Source organism: Nocardioides sp. QY071, assembly GCF_029961765.1.
Taxonomy (GTDB): Bacteria; Actinomycetota; Actinomycetes; order Propionibacteriales; family Nocardioidaceae; genus Nocardioides.
Map to the genome: position 1 here is coordinate 5,423,401 of NZ_CP124681.1, position 19,344 is coordinate 5,442,744.

The 19,344-nt window shown below is 72.8% G+C and carries 21 protein-coding genes; 11 read left to right on the forward strand and 10 right to left on the reverse strand.

Annotated elements, in window-relative coordinates; genetic code table 11:
- Positions 1-17 precede the first annotated feature (17 nt).
- Together QI633_RS26025 and QI633_RS26030 are read right to left on the reverse strand one after the other, a co-directional pair.
- Positions 18-1,241: a HAMP domain-containing sensor histidine kinase gene (locus tag QI633_RS26025; protein WP_282427596.1), complete on the reverse strand. Its 1,224-nt coding sequence runs from the start codon at positions 1,239-1,241 to the stop codon at positions 18-20.
- 59 nt (positions 1,242-1,300) lie between these two features.
- Positions 1,301-2,185 (reverse strand): hypothetical protein, encoded by an 885-nt coding sequence (locus QI633_RS26030; RefSeq protein ID WP_282427597.1) that lies wholly within the window; start codon positions 2,183-2,185, stop codon positions 1,301-1,303.
- Between the two features lie 195 nt (positions 2,186-2,380).
- Between QI633_RS26030 and QI633_RS26035 the strand changes: the two genes are divergently transcribed.
- Entirely contained in the window at positions 2,381-3,625 is a 1,245-nt protein-coding gene (locus QI633_RS26035) for an MFS transporter (RefSeq protein WP_282427598.1), read from the forward strand.
- A gap of 10 nt (positions 3,626-3,635) precedes the next feature.
- Here QI633_RS26035 and QI633_RS26040 read toward each other — a convergent pair whose 3' ends face one another.
- Genes QI633_RS26040 through QI633_RS26060 form a run of 5 tightly spaced genes read right to left on the reverse strand, consistent with a single transcriptional unit; the run spans position 3,636 to position 7,223 of the window.
- A complete protein-coding gene (locus tag QI633_RS26040) occupies positions 3,636-4,508 on the reverse strand; it encodes an exodeoxyribonuclease III (RefSeq protein WP_282427599.1) in 873 nt (290 codons plus the stop codon).
- A gap of 9 nt (positions 4,509-4,517) precedes the next feature.
- Positions 4,518-5,123: a carboxymuconolactone decarboxylase family protein gene (locus QI633_RS26045; protein ID WP_282427600.1), complete on the reverse strand. Its 606-nt coding sequence runs from the start codon at positions 5,121-5,123 to the stop codon at positions 4,518-4,520.
- Complete coding sequence (locus tag QI633_RS26050; protein WP_282427601.1) at positions 5,105-6,079, reverse strand: NAD-dependent epimerase/dehydratase family protein; 975 nt, start codon at positions 6,077-6,079, stop codon at positions 5,105-5,107. Before QI633_RS26050 ends, QI633_RS26045 begins: the two co-directional genes overlap by 19 nt.
- Positions 6,080-6,110: 31 nt before the next feature.
- Positions 6,111-6,668, reverse strand: coding sequence for an NYN domain-containing protein (locus QI633_RS26055; RefSeq protein ID WP_141796699.1), 558 nt, complete (start codon positions 6,666-6,668; stop codon positions 6,111-6,113).
- A gap of 36 nt (positions 6,669-6,704) precedes the next feature.
- Entirely contained in the window at positions 6,705-7,223 is a 519-nt protein-coding gene (locus QI633_RS26060; RefSeq protein WP_282427602.1) for a hypothetical protein, read from the reverse strand.
- 54 nt (positions 7,224-7,277) lie between these two features.
- Between QI633_RS26060 and QI633_RS26065 the strand changes: the two genes are divergently transcribed.
- Genes QI633_RS26065 through QI633_RS26075 form a run of 3 tightly spaced genes read left to right on the forward strand, consistent with a single transcriptional unit; the run spans position 7,278 to position 9,438 of the window.
- Positions 7,278-8,033: a GH25 family lysozyme gene (locus QI633_RS26065; protein ID WP_282427603.1), complete on the forward strand. Its 756-nt coding sequence runs from the start codon at positions 7,278-7,280 to the stop codon at positions 8,031-8,033.
- 8 nt (positions 8,034-8,041) lie between these two features.
- On the forward strand, positions 8,042-8,389 hold the full coding sequence (trxA, locus tag QI633_RS26070) for a thioredoxin (protein ID WP_141796696.1): 348 nt from the start codon (positions 8,042-8,044) through the stop codon (positions 8,387-8,389).
- The gene (locus tag QI633_RS26075; protein WP_282427604.1) at positions 8,386-9,438 is read left to right on the forward strand and encodes an LLM class flavin-dependent oxidoreductase; all 1,053 of its coding nucleotides are present in this window, start codon (positions 8,386-8,388) and stop codon (positions 9,436-9,438) included. Before trxA ends, QI633_RS26075 begins: the two co-directional genes overlap by 4 nt.
- Here the strand turns inward: QI633_RS26075 and QI633_RS26080 are convergent.
- Complete coding sequence (locus QI633_RS26080; protein ID WP_282427605.1) at positions 9,375-10,076, reverse strand: TetR/AcrR family transcriptional regulator; 702 nt, start codon at positions 10,074-10,076, stop codon at positions 9,375-9,377. The two genes, QI633_RS26075 and QI633_RS26080, sit on opposite strands and share 64 nt — an antisense overlap.
- 156 nt (positions 10,077-10,232) lie before the next feature.
- Here QI633_RS26080 and QI633_RS26085 point away from each other — a divergent pair, with 156 nt between their 5' ends.
- Entirely contained in the window at positions 10,233-10,439 is a 207-nt protein-coding gene (locus tag QI633_RS26085) for a hypothetical protein (RefSeq protein WP_141796694.1), read from the forward strand.
- Here the strand turns inward: QI633_RS26085 and QI633_RS26090 are convergent.
- On the reverse strand, positions 10,393-11,022 hold the full coding sequence (locus QI633_RS26090) for a hypothetical protein (RefSeq protein WP_282427606.1): 630 nt from the start codon (positions 11,020-11,022) through the stop codon (positions 10,393-10,395). The genes QI633_RS26085 and QI633_RS26090 overlap by 47 nt on opposite strands.
- A gap of 115 nt (positions 11,023-11,137) precedes the next feature.
- On the opposite strand from QI633_RS26090, the gene QI633_RS26095 reads away from it, so the two are divergent.
- Positions 11,138-13,495 carry an excinuclease ABC subunit UvrA gene (locus tag QI633_RS26095; RefSeq protein WP_282427607.1) on the forward strand — a complete coding sequence of 786 codons (2,358 nt, stop codon included), beginning with the start codon at positions 11,138-11,140 and terminating at the stop codon, positions 13,493-13,495.
- Positions 13,496-13,596: 101 nt separating this feature from the next.
- Here QI633_RS26095 and QI633_RS26100 read toward each other — a convergent pair whose 3' ends face one another.
- Positions 13,597-13,926 carry a 4a-hydroxytetrahydrobiopterin dehydratase gene (locus tag QI633_RS26100; protein WP_282427608.1) on the reverse strand — a complete coding sequence of 110 codons (330 nt, stop codon included), beginning with the start codon at positions 13,924-13,926 and terminating at the stop codon, positions 13,597-13,599.
- Between the two features lie 651 nt (positions 13,927-14,577).
- Between QI633_RS26100 and QI633_RS26105 the strand changes: the two genes are divergently transcribed.
- The 5 genes from QI633_RS26105 to kdpC are packed head-to-tail and all read left to right on the forward strand — an operon-like array spanning position 14,578 to position 19,342.
- Entirely contained in the window at positions 14,578-14,931 is a 354-nt protein-coding gene (locus QI633_RS26105; RefSeq protein WP_282427609.1) for a hypothetical protein, read from the forward strand.
- A complete protein-coding gene (gene kdpF, locus QI633_RS26110) occupies positions 14,928-15,017 on the forward strand; it encodes a K(+)-transporting ATPase subunit F (RefSeq protein WP_141796689.1) in 90 nt (29 codons plus the stop codon). The genes QI633_RS26105 and kdpF overlap by 4 nt, the downstream gene beginning before the upstream one ends.
- Entirely contained in the window at positions 15,018-16,676 is a 1,659-nt protein-coding gene (kdpA, locus tag QI633_RS26115; protein WP_282427610.1) for a potassium-transporting ATPase subunit KdpA, read from the forward strand. It abuts the gene before it with no gap.
- A 35-nt stretch (positions 16,677-16,711) separates the two neighbouring features.
- Positions 16,712-18,724: a potassium-transporting ATPase subunit KdpB gene (gene kdpB, locus QI633_RS26120; RefSeq protein WP_282427611.1), complete on the forward strand. Its 2,013-nt coding sequence runs from the start codon at positions 16,712-16,714 to the stop codon at positions 18,722-18,724.
- A 15-nt stretch (positions 18,725-18,739) separates the two neighbouring features.
- On the forward strand, positions 18,740-19,342 hold the full coding sequence (gene kdpC / locus QI633_RS26125) for a potassium-transporting ATPase subunit KdpC (protein ID WP_282427612.1): 603 nt from the start codon (positions 18,740-18,742) through the stop codon (positions 19,340-19,342).
- Positions 19,343-19,344: the final 2 nt, after the last annotated feature.

Consider the following 19,344-nt stretch of genomic DNA (forward strand, 5'->3'; position numbering starts at 1 on the left):
GCCGGCTGGGCACGTGATCAGCCGGCCTGCGGTACGGCGCCCGCCCGGGGCAGCTCGACGGTGAAGGTGGCGCCCTCGCCGGGCTCGGAGTCGACCCGGACCACGCCGCCGTGCAGGGTCACGACGCGGTGCACGATCGCCAGGCCGAGGCCGGCACCGGGGCGGCGGCGTACGGCGTGCCGGCGGGATCGGAAGAACTCCTCGAAGACCCGCTCACGGTCGGCGGCGTCGATCCCGATGCCGACGTCGCTGACCGTCAGCACCACGCCCGCCGGCCCGGCGACGACGCGGACCAGGACCCGGCCGCCCGGCTCGGAGTACTTGACCGCGTTGGACACCAGGTTGGCCACCATCCGGTCGAGGTCCTCGGGATCGCCCTGCAGCGTGGGCTCGTCGACCACCTCGACGACCACCGTCACGTCCCGCCGGCGGGCCTCGGCGGCGTGCAGCGCGACCGCCTCGCGGGCCACTCGGCCGAGGTCGGTGGTGAGCGAGCGCAGCGGTACGTCGGTCCGCCCGAGCTTGGCGAGCGCGGCCATGTCGTCGACGACCGACCGCAGCCGCTCCACGCCTCCGTGCACGACGTCCAGCCCGGCGGTCACGGAGTCGCCGAGGCCCGACTCGCCGCGCAGCGAGTCGATGGTGTGCGCGATCGCGGCCGCCGTACCGCGCAGCTCGTGGGAGAGCACGTCGATGATGCTGCGGCGGTACTCGGCGACCGCGTGCTCGTGCTCGACGCGCAGCTCGAGGTCGTCGCGCTCCAGCGCGGTGACGAGCGCCCGCTCGGCGAGGCGGACGTACATCTGCAGCGTCGCCCGCTGCTCTGCGCCGGGCCGGCGACCGTCATCGGGCAGGTCGACCCACAGCACGCCCCGCAGCTGTCCGGCGTGGTCGTGGAGCAGCCCGCAGAGCAGGTCGCGGGAGTCCCACGCGTCCGGGTCGTCGAGAGGTGCGACGTCGGGCACCCACAGGTGCTCGTCGAGGTGGCCGCCGGAGCGGTCGGCCGGGACGAAGTGCAGCGCGCCCCACACGTCGGCGTTGGCGAGCTCGCGCTCGAGGAGCTCGACGGGGGTGCGCTGGTCGAGCAGCTGGGCGGCGGCGGTGTCGTCGCCGACCACGGCCACCGTGTGCAGCAGGCCGTCGAGGGCCAGGCTGACGGCAGCCACGCGGAACCCCGCGAACTCGATCACGCCCTCGGCGAGGAGCTGCAGGGTGCGGGTCAGCGATGCGTCGACCTCCACACCGACAACGATGCCCGAAGTCGGGCGCGTTCAGACCCCGGTCGGCGCAGGCCGGCCGGTCAGGCGCTGAACAGCGTCGGCGCGATCCAGTCCGCGACCCACGAGACCGGGGCCCGGCCCGGGCCCACCTCGGCAAGCTCGCGGGCGGCGAGCTCGAGCAGGAGCAGCCGGGCGACGCACCGGGCCTCGCCGACCACCCGGCCGTGCCATCGGGCCAGGATCCGCGGCGCCTCCTCGACCAGAGCGGTGCCGGCGCCGTACCAGCGCAGCTCGCCGCGCAGCTCGTCGAGGCGGAAGTGCAGCGCGTCGAAGCCGATGGGCCGGTTCAGGCCATAGCGGTCCCACTCCCGCACCAGCACCGTTCCGTGCGGGCCGGCCGCGACGGTGCGGCGCGACCAGCTGCCGTGCCAGGCGCCGCGGGGCAGCGCGTCGAGGTCGTGGCGGTTGCCGAGCTGGTCGAGCGCCGCGAGCAGCTGGTCCCCGAACGCCGAGGCCGGCAGGTCCTGGAGCCGGGTCCGCAGGCCACCGGCGTAGGAGTGGTCGAGGTCCGCGATCGTGGCGAGCTCGACCACCACCCGCTCCGCGTCGTAGCGCGCCGGACGGGTCGGCACCCGGCCGGGGTACGGCGACGCGCACCACTCCTGGACCAGCAGCGGGCGCCCGGACCAGGTGGTCAGGGCGAGCAGGCGGGGCGCGACCAGGCGGCTGTTGCGGTGGTGCGCCTCCAGCGTCGCCAGCGCGCCGGCACCGTCGAGCAGCCGCCGGGACCCGGTGTCGTCGTCGGCCCACCGCACGACGGCGACCCGGCGCGCCTGCTCGTCGTACACGTGGCACTGGGTCTCCCCCGGCGGGCCCGGCTGCGGCAGCAACCGGACGGGGCTCTCGAGCGCGGCACCGACGAGGTCGGTGAGGTCGTCGAGGGCTTGCGGGCTCAGCTGGTTCATGCGCGGTCCCTCCTGTGGTCCGGCGCGCCCCCCAGACGCGCCGGATGTCCAGCGTCGGGGACGACGCGACGCAGGTGGAGGGTTGTCGGACGACGTCCCCAGAATTCGGTAGAGCCCGACTCGCCCGGTCCCCATCACGTCTCATATCACGAGATCCCTGTCTCATTCCATGGACACTGGTGCTTGACTGGTCCGGTGACCTCCACCGCCGCCCCGTCCCCGACGCAGGCGCGGACGGTCTCCGCCGCCCGGCGCTGGGCGATGCTGGCCGCCGGCACCGGGGCCCAGGCCGCGACGGCCGCGATGGTGACCGCACCGAGCTTCCTCATCCCCGAGCTGCACCGCCCCGTCGCGGAGGGCGGCTACGGGATGAGCCTGGCCGAGGCCGGGCTGGTCGCGTCGGCGTCGATGACCGGGATGATGTTCACCCTCGTGCTCTGGGGCCTCGTGGTCGACCGCCGCGGCGAGCGGTTCGCGCTGCTGGCCGGCCTGCTGGTCACGGCGGCCGGCGGCGGCGCCGCGGCCGCGCTGGCCTCACCGTGGCCGATGGCCGCCGCGCTCGGCTTCGCCGGCATCGGTGCGGCGGCGACCAACTCCGCCTCGGGCCGCGTCGTCGTCGGCTGGTTCCCGCCCGAGCGGCGGGGGATCGCGATGGGGATCCGGCAGACCGGGCAGCCGCTCGGCGTCGGGATCGCCGCCGGCACGGTCGCCGTCATCGCCCACCACCACGGCATCGGCCCCGCCCTGTGGGTACCGACCGCGGCCGCCGTCCTCGTCGCGGTCCTCGTCGCGCTCGTCGTCCTCGACCCGCCCCGGCCTGCCGCGGCCGCGGGCGTCGCCGTCGCGAACCCCTACCGGGAGGACCGCTACCTCGCCCGGATCCACGCCGCCTCGGTGCTGCTCGTCGTCCCGCAGTTCCTGGTCTGGACCTTCGGCCTGACCTGGCTGGTCGACGACCTCGGCTGGTCGCCCGGCATCGCCGGCCTGGTCGTCGCCGGCACCCAGGTCGCCGGCGCCGCTGCCCGGATCGGCGCAGGCTGGGCCTCCGACCTGGTCGGCAGCCGGATGCGGCCGATGCGCGCGGTCGCCTTCCTCGCCGCCGCCACCATGGCGCTGCTCGGCCTTGCCGCCGCGGGAGCCGACGGGTCCGGGCCGGTGACGGCGCTGGCGGTCGGGCTGCTCGTCGTCGCGTCCGCCGTCACCGTGGCCGACAACGGGCTCGCCTTCACCGCCGTCGCCGAGCGGGCCGGGCCGTTCTGGTCCGGCCGCGCCCTCGGCCTGCAGAACACCGCCCAGCACCTCGCCGCCGTCGCCGTGCCGCCCGTCGCGGGGCTGACCATCACCGCCTGGGGCTACGGCGCGTCGTACGCCCTCGCGGCGGCGCTCCCCCTGCTCGCGGTGGCCGTCGTACCGATCGCCGGCGAGCGCCGGGTCAGCTGAGAGCGCCAGGTCAGCTGAGGTCGTAGTCGACGACCACCGGGGCGTGGTCGCTCATCCGGACTCCGAGGTGGTCCCGGTCGACGACCGCGGACACGGCCGCGCGGGCGAGCCGCGGGGTCGCGAGGTGGTAGTCGATGCGCCACCCCCGGTCCTCGTCGTAGGCCCGGCCGAGCCAGCTCCACCAGGAGTACGGCCCGGCCGTGTCCGGGTGCAGGTGCCGCACCACGTCCACGAGCGTGCGCGGTGAGAGCTGCGCGGCCAGCCAGGCCCGCTCCTCGGGCAGGAAGCCCTCCGTCTGGTTGCTGCGCTTGTAGGCGGCGACGTCGAGCTTCTGGTGCGCCACGTTGAGGTCCCCGGTGAGCAGGAACTCCCGGCCCTGCGCCGCCGCGGCCTTGCGGGCAGTCGCGAGGTGGCGGGCGAAGCCGGCCATGAACGCCATCTTGCGGTCGTACTTCGCCCCGCCGTCGGGCGCCTCCCGCATCCGCTTGGGGTCTTGCAGGTGCGCGGGCAGGCCGCCCTTGGGGAGGTAGAGGCTCGCCACGGTGAGGGGTACGTCGGCCAGGTCGACCTCGACGTAGCGCCCCTCCGTCGCGTGCTTGCGCAGCGCGCGGTGCAGCGGCCGCTCGGGGTCCGGCACCGACCAGCTGCGGACCGCGGCGGCCGGCTCCCGGGTCAGTACGGCGACGCCGTTGCGCCCGGCGACCTCCCCCGCGTCATACGCCACCTGGTAGTCGCCGAACGCGCCCTCGGGCAGCGCGGCGACCGGGCAGCGCACCTCCTGCAGCGTGACGACATCGCACCCGCGGGTGGCCAGCCAGTCGCCGAAGCCGCGTCGGTGGGCAGCACGGATGCCGTTGATGTTGGCGGTGGCGATGCGAAGCACCGGGCGATGCTAGTGGTCCGTCGCGGGCGAATCGTCGGGCGGCCCCACACCGAAGACGTCCATCACCAGCGCGAGCGTGGAGTAGTAGCCGACCAGCACGACGAGCTCGAGGAGGTCGGCCTCGCCCAGGGCCGCCGCAGCCGCCGCGAACTCGGCATCGGACAGTGCCCGCTCGCGCACCAGCCGGCCGGGGACCTCGCCGCACCAGCGCTCCCGCTCCCCGACGCCGGCGAAGGTGCCGCCGGCGATCGCCGCGAGCTCGTCCGGCTCCATCCCGATCGTCGCGGCCACCCGCTCGTGCGCCCAGGCCTCGAACGCCGAGCCGGTGGCGGCGGCCACGGCGAGGATCGCGATCTCGCGCTCGCGGTCGCTGAGGTGGCCCCGGTAGCGGATCGCGGCCCCGAGGTCCTGCAACGCCGAGCCGACACCGGGCTGCAGCAGCATCGGACCGAACGGGCCGTGCAGCGAGCCGTCCGGTGCCGCCAGCGGGAACGGCTGGTCGCCCGAGGCCCGTGGCCCGGAGGTGATGGTGTCGTAGAGGTGCCGGGCCGCTGCGTCGAGGTCCTCGGGACGGGGGGAGCGGAACCGGTCGCCGGTCACCGTCGAGCCCGCCACCGGGCCAGGAGGTCGGCCTCCCGCTCGGTGGTGATCCCCGTGATCCGCGCCGCGGGATCGGCGTCCAGCCAGGCCCGGGTGTCGCGGGTCGTGGCGCCGACCGCCCGCGGCTGCAGGCCCGCCGCCAGGGCGGCAGCGGCGTCGTGGGCCAGCATGCCGTCGTACGCCGGGCGCGGGAGCCAGAGCGGGATGCTGTCGGGCCCGGACCAGGCCTCGACGCCCTCGGCCTCGAGGAAGTCCTGGGCGACCCAGACCAGGTCGGCGTCGGGCAGGGCGGCGGCGAGGAGGTCCGCGATCGGCTGCGCGGGGCCGACGGCGTCGTACGTCCCGCCGGTGCGGTCCTCGGCCAGGGTGACGACCCAGGCGGCGAGGTCACGGACGTCGATCACCTGCACGAGGTCCTGCGGGTCGCCGGGCGCGAGCACCTCGCCGGTCGCGGTGGAGCGGCGCGCCCAGTACGCGAACCGGCCGCTCGGGTCGCCTGGCCCGACGATCAGGCCCGGGCGCACGACGGCCGCACCGGGTGACGCGTCGAGGACGAGGCGCTCGCAGGCGACCTTCATCCCGCCGTAGTTCTCGACGCTGGCCATCGGGTCCAGGTCGTCGGCGATCGCGTCCCGGAGCCTCCCCTGGCCGGGGCCCGCGGGGTCGGCGTCGTCGGCGTAGACCGAGATGGTGGAGACGAACACCCAGTGCGCGTCCTCAGGTGCGGCGGCCAGGGCACGCCGCACGTGGGAGGGGGTGCGCGCCACGTCGACCACGGCGTCGTACGGATCACCGTCGGTGAGCTCGGCCGGCGCCTGCTCGTCGCGGTCCCAGCGCACCGTCGTCACACCCGGTGGCACCGTGCCGGACCGCCCCCGGTTGGCGCACACCACGTCGTGCCCGCGGCGCACCGCCTCGGACGCGACCGCGCGGGACAGGAACTGGGTGCCGCCGAGAACCAGGAGCCTCATCCGCACAGCATGCCCTGCCGGTGGCTGGCCCTCAGATGAACTGGGTCGGGTCGAACTCGTCGATCGGGATGATCCGGACCCGCGGCAGGCGCTCGTTGAAGGCGTTGACGTCGTACTCGAGGTCGAAGAAGTCCAGGCCCCGTGTGGTGAGCTGGGCGAACGCGCTGTTGCGGAACTCGGTGAACCCGACCAGCCCGACCCGCCGCCCGTCGAGGACGTCCTCGATCTGCTCCACGAAGTCGCCGTCGTTGCTGACCAGGACGACATCGGCCTCGCGGCTCTTCAGCTCCGCCAGCGTGCGCTGGATGGCGATGTCGACGACCTTCTGGTTGGCGCCGCCCGACAGCGGGATCGGCCGGTAGCCGATCGCCAGCAGCGCCTGCACGAACGACATCGGCAGCTCGCTGTTGGCCGCCAGGAAGAACAGCCCGTTCGTCGGCTGCCCCCACTGCCGCTCGACGAACTGCAGGAGCCGCTCCCACCGCGGCCGCTCCTCGGGCCGGGGCCGGCGGCCCAGGATCGACGTACCGAGGGTGGCGTCGATGTTCTCCCCGTCCACCAGGACGTGGGTGGTCCGCGCGGTCTCCATGACAGGAGGCTAGCCGGGCGGCCGGGAGGCGGCGGGTCAGCCTCGCTTGACGGTGCGGAAGGCGGTCCAGTCGCCCTTGCGCTTGTAGAACCCGGCGACCGCCTTGAACCGGTAGCGGTCGGCGGGGCTGGCCAGGCACGCCTGCGGTACGACGATGCGGACCCGGTCGACGTCGAAGCGCCACTTCGCGCGGATCCCGGAGCACTCGACCGGGGTGCCGCCGAACTCCTGGTCGGTCGGCTGCCACAGCTGGGTGACCGGAGCGGTGCCGGGGCGGTGGCCGGTGTAGGCGATGAAGCCGTCGTCGGTGGCCGGGTCGGTCCCGATGAAGACCTTCGTCTGCGCCTTGCGGGTCTCGGTCAGGTCGCGGAAGGTCAGCCTGAGCACCACCCGGTCCGCGCGGTTGTCGATCCTGACCCGCACGATGTCCATCTGCGCGGGCAGCGCGGGCTCGGCGCCGTCCTCGATCACCTTCACGGCCGCACGGGCCGGGGCGGGCACCGCGAGGACGGCGGCGAGGGTCGCGACGACGAGGGTCAGCAGCAGCTTGCGCATGGGTCGACCCTACGTCGGCGGCACGCGTGGAAGGCTGCGTGGAAGGCTGGCCGCGTGAGGAGACTGGCCGCGATGGCGGCGGTGCTGGCGCTGGCCGGCTGCGGCGGTACGCCGGACGCCCGTCCGGCACCGACGACCTCGGCGCCGTCCACGACCACGGCACCACCGGCGACCACCCCCACGCCGACCCCCGTCCCCACGCCCGAGCCCACCTCCACCCCCGAGCTCGCCGAGGGCATCGACGCCTCCCACCACCAGGGCCCGATCGACTGGGAGCAGGTGGCCGGGGCGGGCATCCGGTTCGCCTACCTCAAGGCCAGCGAGGGCACCGGGTTCACGGACCCGCGGTTCGCGGCGCACCGGGCGGCCGCCGAACGCGCTGGCGTCTCGGTCGCGGGCTACCACTACTTCCAGCTGTGCAGCAACGGCACAGCCCAGGCCGAGCACTTCCTGCGCGTCCTCGGCCCCCACCCCGCACCCGGCCAGCCGCCGGCGCTCGACCTCGAGCTCGCCGGCAGCTGCACCGACCCACCGTCGCGCGCGGCCCTCCTCGCCGAGGTCCGGGAGTTCCTCCAGCGAGTCGACGAGACCCTCGCCACGACCACGCTGGTCTATCTCTACCCCGACTTCGAGGACCGTTTCGGGTTCGCGAAGGACCTGGCCGACCACCCCCAGTGGGTACGTCGCCTCGGCGAGCGCCCACCGGCCCGCGACTGGGCCGTGTGGCAGTACGACGACCGCGGCTCCGTGCCTGGCATCAGGGGCGGCGTGGACCGCAACCGGGGAACATTTCCGATCGAGGGACGTTGAGGAATGACATGTCCACCATCGACCTGACCGCCGGCAACTTCGAGCAGACGGTCCTCGACAACGAGATCGTCTTCGTCGACTTCTGGGCGTCGTGGTGCGGCCCGTGCCGCAACTTCGCCCCGATCTACGAGGCGGCCGCCGAGGAGCACGGCGACCTGGTCTTCGGCTCGGTGAACACCGAGGAGGAGCAGCAGCTCGCCAGTGCCGCCCGGGTCACCTCCATCCCGACCCTGATGGCGTTCAAGAAGGGTGCGCTGGTCTTCTCCCAGGCCGGTGCGCTGCCCGCACCCGCCCTGGCCCAGGTCATCGCCGCCGTCCGCGACTTCGACGTCGACGCCGCGAAGGCCGAGCAGTGAGCGAGCTCGTCTTCGGGCTCGACACCTTCGGCGACGTCACCGTCGACGCGGCGACAGGAGAACGCCTGGGCCACCCCCAGGTGATCCGCAACATCGTGGAGCAGGCCGTGCTGGCCGACCGGGTCGGCGTCGACGTGTTCGGCATCGGGGAGCACCACCGCGCGGACTTCGCGGTGACCAGCCCGGAGATGGTGCTGGCGACGATCGCGGCCCGCACCGAGAGGATCGGGCTCGGTACAGCGGTCACGGTGCTCAGCTCCGACGACCCGGTCCGCCTCTACGAGCGCTTCGCGACCCTCGACGCCCTGTCCGGCGGCCGCGCCGAGATCACCATGGGCCGCGGCTCGTTCACCGAGTCGTTTCCGCTCTTCGGGTTCGACATGGCGCACTACGACCAGCTCTTCAGCGAGAAGATCGACCTGTGGGCCGCGCTCCAGGGCGAGCAGGCGGTCACCTGGGACCGCGGCGAGCTGCGGCCGCCGCTGCGCGACGCGCGGGTCTTCCCGACCACCGAGCGCGGCTCGATCCCGACCTGGATCGGCGTCGGCGGCTCGCCGGAGTCCGTCGTACGCGCCGCCAACTACGGCTTCCCGCTCGCGATCGCGATCATCGGCGGCGAGCCCGCGCGGTTCGCACCGTTCACCGACCTCTACCGCCGCGCGCTCCAGGAGTTCGACCGACCGGCGCTGCCGATCGCGGTCCACTCCCCCGGCTTCGTCGCGGACACCGACGACGAGGCGCGCGAGGCGCTCTACCCGCACTTCACGGAGAGCCGCAACCGGATCGGCGCCGAGCGCGGCTGGGGCCCCGCCACCCGCGCCCAGTACGACGCCGAGGTCGACCACGGCGCGCTCTTCGTCGGCTCACCGGAGACGGTCGCGCGCAAGATCGCGGCGGCCGTTCGCGACCTCGGGATCCAGCGCTTCGACCTGAAGTACAGCAACGGCGCGATGCCGCACGAGCAGCTGATGCGCAGCATCGAGCTCTACGGCACCGGGGTCGTCCCGCGGGTCCGCGAGCTGCTCGCCGAGGCCCCGGTCACGGCCTGAGCTGAGCCTGAACCCACCGGTGGGTTCAGGCTGACGAACAGCTCGACGAGCACGTCGACCAGGCGGTCCCGCTCGACCTCGATGTCGCCCTGCAGGGCGGCGCTGAGGGTGTGCGCGACGCCGCCGATGAGGAACTGGGCCCGCAGCCGCACCTCGACCGGCAGCCCGTCAGCGGGCCCGGCCGGGTCGCCGGAGGACGCGGTCGCGGCGAGCATGCCGGCGAAGCGGCGCGACTCCTCGAGGACGCGCGGGCCGAGCACGGGTGAGGTGATCGACTCCAGCAGCGCGATCCGGCCCTTGCGCGGGTCCTCGAGGAACAGGTCGACCATCTCGGCCAGCACCGCCCGGGTGCGGGCGGCGGGGTCGTCGGGCGCGCCGGCCAGGGCGCCGAGCGAGCGGGCGGCGGCCTCGCCGGCGATCTGCTCGAAGACGGCGAGCTGGAGCGCCTCGATGCTCGAGAAGCTCTCGTAGAAGTACCGCGCGGCCAGCCCGGACTCCTCGGCCACGCCGCGCACGGTCGCGCCGACGACCCCCCGGGTGCCCATCAGCTCCAGGCCGGCGGCCAGCAACCGCGTGCGGCGCTCGGCGACCCGCTCCTCGGCCGCGCGGCCGCCGTACCGTCGCGCGCTCTCCGTCACCGGCACATCGTGACACGGGCGTAGATCGATACCGCCGGCGGCGGACTGTGACGCGGGCACAAATCCGGCGCGCCGGTCTGTCCCTGGGCACGAGCGGGGGCGCCGGCGCCCGCCGCAGACTCGGTGAGGTCGAGAAACCCACCCGAGGAGCCCGCGATGCGCGACCTGTTGACCCTGGTGCCGATCTTCGCCTTCATGCTGATCCCGCTGTGGATCCCGCTCGCCGCGATGGCGTTCGGTGCGCTGCACGACGTCGTGGCCGCCCCGGGCCGGCTCGCCCGGCGTACCGTCGCCCAGCCGGCGCACCGGGCTGCGATCAGCCCTGTCGGTCCTCGGGTCCCCGCGGCAGGAACTGCTCGGTGAAGGCCGGCCAGGCCTCGTCGATCAGCTCCTCCATGTCGAGGTGGGTCGCCTTCCGCACGTAGTCCTTGGCCAGCTCGGTGTCCAGCACCTTGAGCAGGAACCGCCGCAGCTCGGCGTCCAGGCCCGCGACCTTGCGCAGCATCGCCCCGCGCCGGGTGTCGGTCTTGAGCTCGAGCCCGATCTGGTCCTCGGTCGGGGTCTTCAGCTCGAGCCGCAGCCTCAGCGGTGCCTCGGTGTGGACCACCAGGACCAGCGGTACGACGACCTCGGCGTTGAACGTCAGCCGGTCCATCGGCAGGCCCAGCTCGAACACCACGCTGATCGGCAGGTCGATCGCATAGGTCAGCAGCTCGCCCGGCACCAGCTCGCCCGTCGTGGGCCGGTAGGTCCCGACGAAGCTCACGCTCGCGAACGCTCGGCCCGGCCCGGCGCCGATCGGGCCGAGCGCGATCTGGTCGCCCAACACCTCGTCGATGGTGCGCAGGATCCGCTCCTTGTGGAGCACCCGGCGGATCCACGCGACGCCGAACTCCTCGTAGCTCGTCTGCGTGGCGGCCTCGTCGACCACGGCTCCCTCCAGCACGGTTCCCCCCAAGTTTCGTCCCGGATCCCCCACCAGGACTGACGATTCTCGTACACCTCAACGACCGTCCCCGCGACGGGTCCCGGGTGTCGGCACGATCGGTCATGATGGGCCCATGCCGAAGCCTGCCGGGTCGCATCCCGCCGACAGCCACGACGTCATCCGGGTGCAGGGCGCCCACGTCAACAACCTCCGGGGCGTCGACGTCGACATCCCCAAGCGCCGCCTGAGCGTGTTCACCGGCGTGTCCGGATCGGGCAAGAGCTCGCTGGTCTTCGGCACCATCGCCGCCGAGTCCCGACGGCTGATCGACGAGACCTACTCGACCTTCGTGCAAGGGTTCATGCCCAACCTGCCCCGTCCCGAGGTCGACGTGCTCGAGGGCCTCACGACGGCGATCATCGTCGACCAGGAGCGGATGGGGGCCAACCCCCGCTCGACGCTGGGCACGGTGACCGACGCCCACGCGATGCTGCGCTCGCTGTTCTCCCGGATCGGCGAGCCGTCCATCGGCGGCCCGACCGCGTTCTCCTTCAACATCCCGACGACGACCGTCGGCGGCGCCTCCGTGACGGAGTCGGGCAAGAAGAACGTCATCAAGCAGCAGGTCTACCTCGGCGGCATGTGCCCGCAGTGCGAGGGGCGCGGCACCGTCTCCGATCTCGACCTCACCCAGATCGTCGACGAGAGCAAGTCGCTCGTCGAGGGCGCGATCCTGGTTCCGGGCTACACGGCCGACGGCTGGATGGTGGCGCCCTACAAGGTGGTCGTGCCGCCGGACGTGCCGATCGGCAAGCTGACCAAGGCGCAACGCGAGGACCTGCTGTACGCCGAGCCGCGCAAGGTGAAGGTCGAGAAGATCAACATCACCTACGAGGGGCTGATCCCGAAGATCCGCAAGTCGATGTTCGCCAAGGACGTCGACTCGCTGCAGCCCCACATCCGGGCGTTCGTCGAACGGGCCGCGGCCTTCGGCACCTGTCCGTCCTGTGAGGGCACCCGGCTCAACACGTCCGCGCGGTCGGTCACGATCAAGGGTCGCAACATCGCCGAGGTGACCGCGCTGCAGGTCACCGACCTCGCCGAATGGCTGCGCACCATCGACGACCCGGGCGTGGCCCCCCTCATCGGCACGCTGCTCCACCTGCTCGACGCCTTCATCGAGATCGGGCTCGGCTACCTCTCGCTGGACCGGCCGTCCGGCACGCTCTCGGGCGGCGAGGCCCAACGCACCAAGATGGTGCGCCACCTCGGCTCGGCGCTGACCGACGTCACCTACGTCTTCGACGAGCCGACCATCGGTCTCCACCCGCACGACGTCGAGCGGATGAACAAGCTCCTGCTGGAGCTGCGCGACAAGGGCAACACCGTGCTCGTCGTCGAGCACAAGCCGGAGACGATCGCGATCGCCGACCACGTGGTCGACCTCGGTCCCGGCGCCGGCACGGCCGGCGGCACCATCTGCTTCGAGGGCGACGTCGCCGGGCTGCAGGCCTCCGACACGCTCACGGGGCGCCATCTGGCCTATCGCGCGGAGCTCAAGGACACCGTCCGCGAGGCCACCGGCGCGATCGAGGTCCGCGGCGCCTCCAGCCACAACCTGCGCGACGTCGACGTCGACGTACCCCTCGGCGTGCTGTGCGTCGTCACCGGTGTCGCCGGGTCCGGCAAGAGCTCGCTCATCCACGGCTCGATCGCCGGGCGCGAGGGGGTCGTGGTCATCGACCAGGGCGCGATCAAGGGCTCGCGGCGCAGCAACCCGGCGACCTACACCGGTCTGCTCGAGCCGATCCGCAAGGCCTTCGCCAAGGCCAACGGCGTGAAGCCGGCCCTCTTCAGCGCCAACTCGGAGGGTGCCTGCCCGACCTGCAAGGGCTCCGGCGTCATCGTCACCGAGCTCGGCTTCATGGACACGGTCTCCACGCCGTGCGAGGACTGCGGCGGCAAGCGGTTCCAGGCCGCGGTGCTCGACTACCGGCTGGGCGGGCTCAACATCGCCGAGGTGCTCGCCCTCCCGGTCGAGAAGGCGCTGGAGCTCTTCTCCGCGCCGGAGACGAAGGTGCCCGCGGCTGCCGACATCCTGGGCCGCCTCGAGGACGTCGGACTCGGCTACCTCACCCTCGGCCAGCCGCTCAACACGCTCTCCGGTGGCGAGCGGCAGCGGGTCAAGCTCGCGCTGCACCTGAAGGAGAAGGGCGGCGTCTACGTCCTCGACGAGCCGACCACGGGTCTCCACCTCGCCGACGTCGCCAACCTGCTCGGCCTGCTCGACCGCCTGGTCGACGCGGGCAAGTCGGTCATCGTGATCGAGCACCACCAGGCCGTGATGGCGCACGCCGACTGGATCATCGACCTCGGCCCCGGCGCCGGCCACGACGGCGGCACGGTCGTCTTCGAGGGCACGCCCGCCGAGCTCGTCGCCAAGAGGTCGACGCTGACCGGCGAGCACCTGGCGGCGTACGTCGGGGAGTGAGTTTCACCGGCCGGCCGGTGAAACTGGTGCTTGGACGAGGAAGCATCGTCGTCCAAGCGCCAGTTTCGTCGTCCAGGCTCGTACGACGTCTGCGGGCTCGATCACTCCCAGGCGGTCACCGCGTCCGGGTCCCCGGCCACCCCGAGGTTGCGGGCAGCCGCCGAGATCCGCTGCGCGAGGTCGAGGTCGGCCGTGGTGAGGGTGCCCGTGTCGTGGGTGGTCAGGTGCACCGCGAGTGACGGGTAGCCCAGCTTGAGGTCCGGATGGTGGTTGGCCGCCTCCGCCAGCTCACCGATCGCGTTCACCAGCTCCAGGCCGGTGGCGAAGCCGCCCGTGCGGAACACGGCGTACGCGTCGACGCCGAGGACCCGCCAGTCCGCGACGCCCTCGGCCTGGCTGAACTCATCCGCGCTGATCTGTTCGTAGCCCATCCTCCGACCGTACGCCGGACGCGGCCGGCTCGCCTCGGCCCGCCCCGTTGCCGCCCGCCCGCATTGAAGTAACACGCCGTCCACCCGACTGGTCGCCGGTTCTCAGCACGACACGCCTGCGATACGCCGACGCGCGTGCGGACAACTGCCGGGTAGTCGAGTGGACGGCGTGTTACTGCGACGACTCGCCGGTGCCGAAGAGAAGGACCCGCGCCATCTGCGGGATCAGGCTGCCCTCGCGAGCACGAACAGCTTGCCTCGCCAGCCGGCCCGGAGCCCCTCCAGCATGGCGATCGACGCTGCCCGTGCGGGCTCTCGGCCGCGACCCCGCGGTAGACCGACGGCGCGCCGAACAGGGTCAGCAGCAGGACCACGGTGGCGAGGGGTTGAGCAGCCCGGCGGCGAGGAAGGCGATGCCCGGCTGGTAGCCGAGGGAGGAGAGTCGTCGACGCCGGTCAGGCACGTGACCCGCCACCACGGACGCGGACGCCCGCTCGCTCGCTGAGGCATTCACGCCCAAGCCGATCCGCGCCGCCGCCACTCAGCGAGACCCCTAACACGTTCCTGACAGCCGTTAGGCCCTGTCAGGCTGCCGTTAGGAACGCGTCAGGACCCGCGCCACCCGGCCCGGCCGAGCGAAGACTCCGAGTCATGACACCCGTCCACCTCCTCCACCGAGCCGGGCAGACGGCCGAGCCGCGGCTCCTCGAGGAGCCTGCCGTCCGGTTCGGCCTCGGCGGCTTCGCGCTGTTCGTCACCGCCGGCGTGATCACGGCCCTCGACCTGCCCGCACCCCTCGGCACCGCCGTCGTCCTCCTCGTCACCGCCGCTGCGGCGCTGCCGCTGACCCGCGCCCTCGCCTGCGGGACGGGCATCGCCGGCTGGGCGTTCGCCGAGGGCTTCGCCCTTCACGCGTACGGCGAGCTCGGGCTCGCGCCCGCCGACCTCGCTCTGCTCGCGGGGTTCGTGCTGCTCGCCCTCGCGGCGGCCCGGAGGACCTCATGAGCGCTGAGAACGTCGCCGCGCTGGTCATCAGCGCCCTCCTCCTCGGCTACCTCGTGCTGGCCCTGATCCTCCCGGAGCGCTTCTAGATGAACGACACCCTGGCCGGCCTGCTCCAGGTCGGCGCGCTGATCGCTGCCCTCGCCCTGTGCTACCGCCCGCTGGGCACCTACATCGCCCACGTCTTCACCACCGATCGGGACCTGCGCGTCGAGCGTGGGATCTACCGCCTCGTCGGGATCGACCCGCGGGGCGACCAGGCCTGGCGCACCTACGCCGTCTCCCTGCTCGCGTTCTCCGTCGCGGGCCTGGTGCTGCTCTACGCGCTCCAGCGGCTGCAGGACCACCTGCCCTGGTCGCTCGGCTTCCCCGACGTCGCGCCGGACCTGGCGTTCAACACCGCCGCGTCGTTCGTGACGAACACCAACTGGCAGGCCTACTCCGGTGAGACCACGATGGGCCACCTGGTCCAGATGGGCGGCCTGGCCGTCCAGAACTTCCTCTCCGCCGCCGTCGGCCTCGCGGTCGCGGTGGCGCTGGTCCGCGGCTTCACCCGCTCCCGCACCGGCCGGCTCGGCAGCTTCTGGGTCGACCTGACCCGCGCCACGGTCCGGGTGCTGCTGCCGCTGGCCGTCGTGGCGGCGGTCGCGCTGATCCTGCTCGGCGTCGTGCAGAACCTGTCCGGCGGCGTCGAAGCCACCACGCTCACGGGCGGGCACCAAACGATCCCGGGCGGCCCGGTCGCGTCCCAGGAGGCGATCAAGGAGCTCGGCACCAACGGCGGCGGGTTCTTCAACGCCAACGCCGCGCACCCGTTCGAGAACCCCAACCCGGTCAGCAACCTGTTCGAGGTGTTCCTGCTGCTCCTCATCCCCGTCTGCCTGACCCGCACCTTCGGCGTGATGGTCGGCGACGTCCGCCAGGGGTACGCCGTGCTCGCGGCGATGGCCGTGATCTGGGTGGTCATGCTCGCCGCCGTCTGGGCCATCGAGGCGGCCCACCCGACCGCGGCGTACGACGTCGCGGGGTCGGCGATGGAAGGCAAGGAGACACGGATCGGCGTACCGGGCTCGGCGCTGTTCGCGGTCTCCACCACCGGCACCAGCACCGGCGCGGTGAACTCCTTCCACTCCTCGTTCTCGCCGGTCGGCGGCGGCCTGCTGATGCTGAACATGGGCCTCGGCGAGGTGGCACCCGGCGGCGTGGGGACCGGTCTGTACGGGATGCTCGTGCTGGCGATCCTCACCGTGTTCATCGCCGGCCTGATGGTCGGTCGCACCCCCGAGCTGCTCGGCAAGAAGCTGACCGCCCGCGAGATCAAGCTGGTGGCGCTCAACATCCTCACCATGCCGCTGCTCGTCCTCGGCCTGACCGCCCTGGCCCTGTCGCTGCCGGGACCCCGCGAGTCGATCCTCAACACCGGACCGCACGGGCTCAGCGAGGTCCTCTACGCCTACCTGTCCGGCGCCAACAACAACGGCTCCGCGTTCGCCGGCCTGTCCGCGAACACGCCGTTCTACAACATCACCATCGGTCTGGCGATGCTGCTCGGCCGGTTCGTGCCGATCGTGCTGGTCCTCGCGCTGGCCGGTTCGCTGGCCCGGCAGGTCCCGGTCCCGCGGACCGCGGGGACGCTGCTGACCCGCGGCCCGCTGTTCGTCGCAATGCTCGCGGTCGTCACGGTCATCGTGGCCGGGCTGACCTTCTTCCCCGCCCTCGCCCTCGGCCCGCTCGCGGAGGGCCTGTGAGCATCCCACACACCTCCAACGCACCGGAGACCTCCATGCTGCACACCCTCCTGAAGTCCCTGCCCGACGCCCTGCGCAAGCTCGACCCGCGGGTCATGGTCCGTACGCCGGTCATGTTCGTCGTCGAGGTCGGCGCGGTCCTCTGCACCGTGCTCACGATCCGCGACGGCTCCGGCTTCGGCTGGGCGATCACCGCCTGGCTGTGGCTGACCGTCGTGTTCGCCAACCTCGCCGAGGCGGTCGCGGAGGGTCGAGGCCGCGCCCAGGCGGCCACCCTGCGCCGGGCGAAGACCGAGACCCTGGCCCGTCGCCTGGAGGCGGACGGCGACCTGCTGCCGGTCCCCGCGACCGAGCTGCGGATCGGCGACCGGGTGGTCGTCGAGGCCGGCGAGGTCATCCCCGGCGACGGTGATGTCGTCGAGGGCATCGCCAGCGTCGACGAGTCGGCGATCACCGGCGAGTCCGCGCCGGTGATCCGCGAGTCGGGCGGCGACCGCTGCTCGGTGACGGGCGGCACGAAGGTGCTGTCCGACCGGATCGTCGTACGGATCACGACCAACCCGGGCGAGTCCTTCATCGACCGGATGATCGCGCTCGTCGAGGGTGCGAGCAGGCAGAAGACGCCCAACGAGATCGCGCTCAACATCCTGCTGTCCAGCCTGACGATCATCTTCCTCGCGGCCACGGTGAGCCTGAAGCCGCTGGCGGTCTACTCCGGCGCCGACCAGTCGATCCTGGTGCTCGTCGCGCTGCTCGTCTGCCTGATCCCGACCACGATCGGCGCGCTCCTGAGCGCGATCGGCATCGCCGGCATGGACCGGCTCGTGCAGCACAACGTGCTCGCCATGTCCGGGCGCGCGGTCGAGGCCGCCGGCGACGTCAACACGCTGCTGCTCGACAAGACCGGCACCATCACGCTCGGCAACCGCGAGGCCGCGGAGCTGATCCCCGCCGACGGCGCGGGGGTCGCAATGCTCGCCGACGCCGCCCAGCTGGCCTCGCTGGCCGACGAGACGCCGGAGGGCCGCTCGGTCGTCGTGCTCGCCAAGCGCGAGTACGGCCTGCGCGAGCGCTCGGCCGGCGAGCTCACCGACGCCCACTTCGTGCCCTTCACCGCACAGACCCGGATGTCCGGCGTCGACCTGCCCAGCCGGGAGATACGCAAGGGCGCGGCGTCCGCGGTCGCCGCCTGGGTGCGGGAGCTCGGCGGCAGCCCCTCCCCCGAGGTCGGTACGACGGTCGACGCGATCTCGTCCGCCGGCGGCACGCCCCTCGTCGTGGCCGAGCGCGTGGCCGACGACCCGCCGCGGGTCCTCGGCGTCATCCACCTCAAGGACGTGGTCAAGGAGGGGATGCGCGAGCGCTTCGAGGAGATGCGCCGGATGGGCATCCGCACCGTGATGATCACCGGCGACAACCCGCTCACCGCCAAGGCGATCGCCGAGGAGGCCGGGGTCGACGACTTCCTCGCCGAGGCGACGCCCGAGGACAAGATGGCGCTGATCAAGCGGGAGCAGGAGGGCGGCCGGTTGGTCGCGATGACCGGCGACGGCACCAACGATGCGCCCGCCCTGGCCCAGGCCGACGTCGGCGTCGCGATGAACACCGGCACCTCCAGCGCCAAGGAGGCCGGCAACATGGTCGACCTCGACTCCAACCCCACGAAGCTCATCGAGATCGTGGAGATCGGCAAGCAGCTGCTGATCACCCGCGGCGCGTTGACGACCTTCTCGATCGCCAACGACGTGGCGAAGTACTTCGCGATCATCCCCGCCATGTTCGCCGGCGTGTACGGCGGCCTCGACGCGCTCAACGTCATGCGGCTGTCCTCGCCGGAGTCCGCGATCCTCTCCGCGGTCGTGTTCAACGCGCTGGTCATCGTCGCGCTGATCCCGCTGGCCCTGCGCGGGGTGAGGTACACGCCCTCCAGCGCGTCCGCGATGTTGCGCCGCAACCTGACCGTCTACGGCCTCGGCGGGCTGATCACCCCCTTCCTCGGCATCAAGCTCATCGACCTGCTGGTATCCGGCCTCCCCGGCATCGGCTGAACAAGGAAGCGACGCATGTCTGTCACCTCCACCCTGCGCGGCGGCCTCACGCAGCTCGCCGCCGCTGCCCGCGTCCTCGGCGTGCTCACCGTCCTCCTCGGCCTCGCCTACCCGCTCGCGCTGACCGGGTTCGCCAGGGCCGTCGTACCCCAGCGGTCCGACGGATCACTGGTCGAGCGGGACGGCGAGGTGGTCGGCTCGGCCCTGATCGGCCAGTCGTTCGCCGGGGAAGCGGCGTACTTCCAGTCCCGTCCCTCCGCCGCGGGCGAGGGCTACGACCCGCTCTCCAGCGGGGCGTCCAACCTGTCGCCGCAGAACCCCGAGCTGCTCGCCGCGGTGCGGCAGCGGATCGCCGACGTCGCTGCCTTCGACGGTGTCGACCCCGCCGACGTGGCGCCGGACGCCGTGCTGGCCAGCGGTTCCGGGCTTGACCCGCACATCTCGCCGGAGTACGCCGCCCAGCAGGTCGCCCGCGTCGCCCGCACCCGCGACCTCCCGGCCGCCACGGTCCGGCGGCTGGTGGAGGACAGCACCACCGGCCGCACCCTCGGCTTCCTCGGCGAGCCGCGGGTCAACGTGCTCGAGCTCAACCTCGCGCTCGACGGGCTGGAAGACTGAGG

Bases quoted from the DNA above. Each gene is read 5' to 3' on its own strand.
- kdpB (WP_282427611.1), top strand. From the start codon at position 16,712: ATGCTGCACACCCTCCTGAAGTCCCTGCCCGACGCCCTGCGCAAGCTC.
- QI633_RS26055 (WP_141796699.1), bottom strand. From the start codon at position 6,668: ATGGAGACCGCGCGGACCACCCACGTCCTGGTGGACGGGGAGAACATC.
- QI633_RS26085 (WP_141796694.1), top strand. From the start codon at position 10,233: ATGCGCGACCTGTTGACCCTGGTGCCGATCTTCGCCTTCATGCTGATC.
- QI633_RS26060 (WP_282427602.1), bottom strand. From the start codon at position 7,223: ATGCGCAAGCTGCTGCTGACCCTCGTCGTCGCGACCCTCGCCGCCGTC.
- trxA (WP_141796696.1), top strand. From the start codon at position 8,042: ATGTCCACCATCGACCTGACCGCCGGCAACTTCGAGCAGACGGTCCTC.
- QI633_RS26105 (WP_282427609.1), top strand. From the start codon at position 14,578: ATGACACCCGTCCACCTCCTCCACCGAGCCGGGCAGACGGCCGAGCCG.
- QI633_RS26100 (WP_282427608.1), bottom strand. From the start codon at position 13,926: ATGGGCTACGAACAGATCAGCGCGGATGAGTTCAGCCAGGCCGAGGGC.
- QI633_RS26095 (WP_282427607.1), top strand. From the start codon at position 11,138: ATGCCGAAGCCTGCCGGGTCGCATCCCGCCGACAGCCACGACGTCATC.
- QI633_RS26030 (WP_282427597.1), bottom strand. From the start codon at position 2,185: ATGAACCAGCTGAGCCCGCAAGCCCTCGACGACCTCACCGACCTCGTC.
- kdpF (WP_141796689.1), top strand. From the start codon at position 14,928: ATGAGCGCTGAGAACGTCGCCGCGCTGGTCATCAGCGCCCTCCTCCTC.
- kdpA (WP_282427610.1), top strand. From the start codon at position 15,018: ATGAACGACACCCTGGCCGGCCTGCTCCAGGTCGGCGCGCTGATCGCT.
- kdpC (WP_282427612.1), top strand. From the start codon at position 18,740: ATGTCTGTCACCTCCACCCTGCGCGGCGGCCTCACGCAGCTCGCCGCC.
- QI633_RS26050 (WP_282427601.1), bottom strand. From the start codon at position 6,079: ATGAGGCTCCTGGTTCTCGGCGGCACCCAGTTCCTGTCCCGCGCGGTC.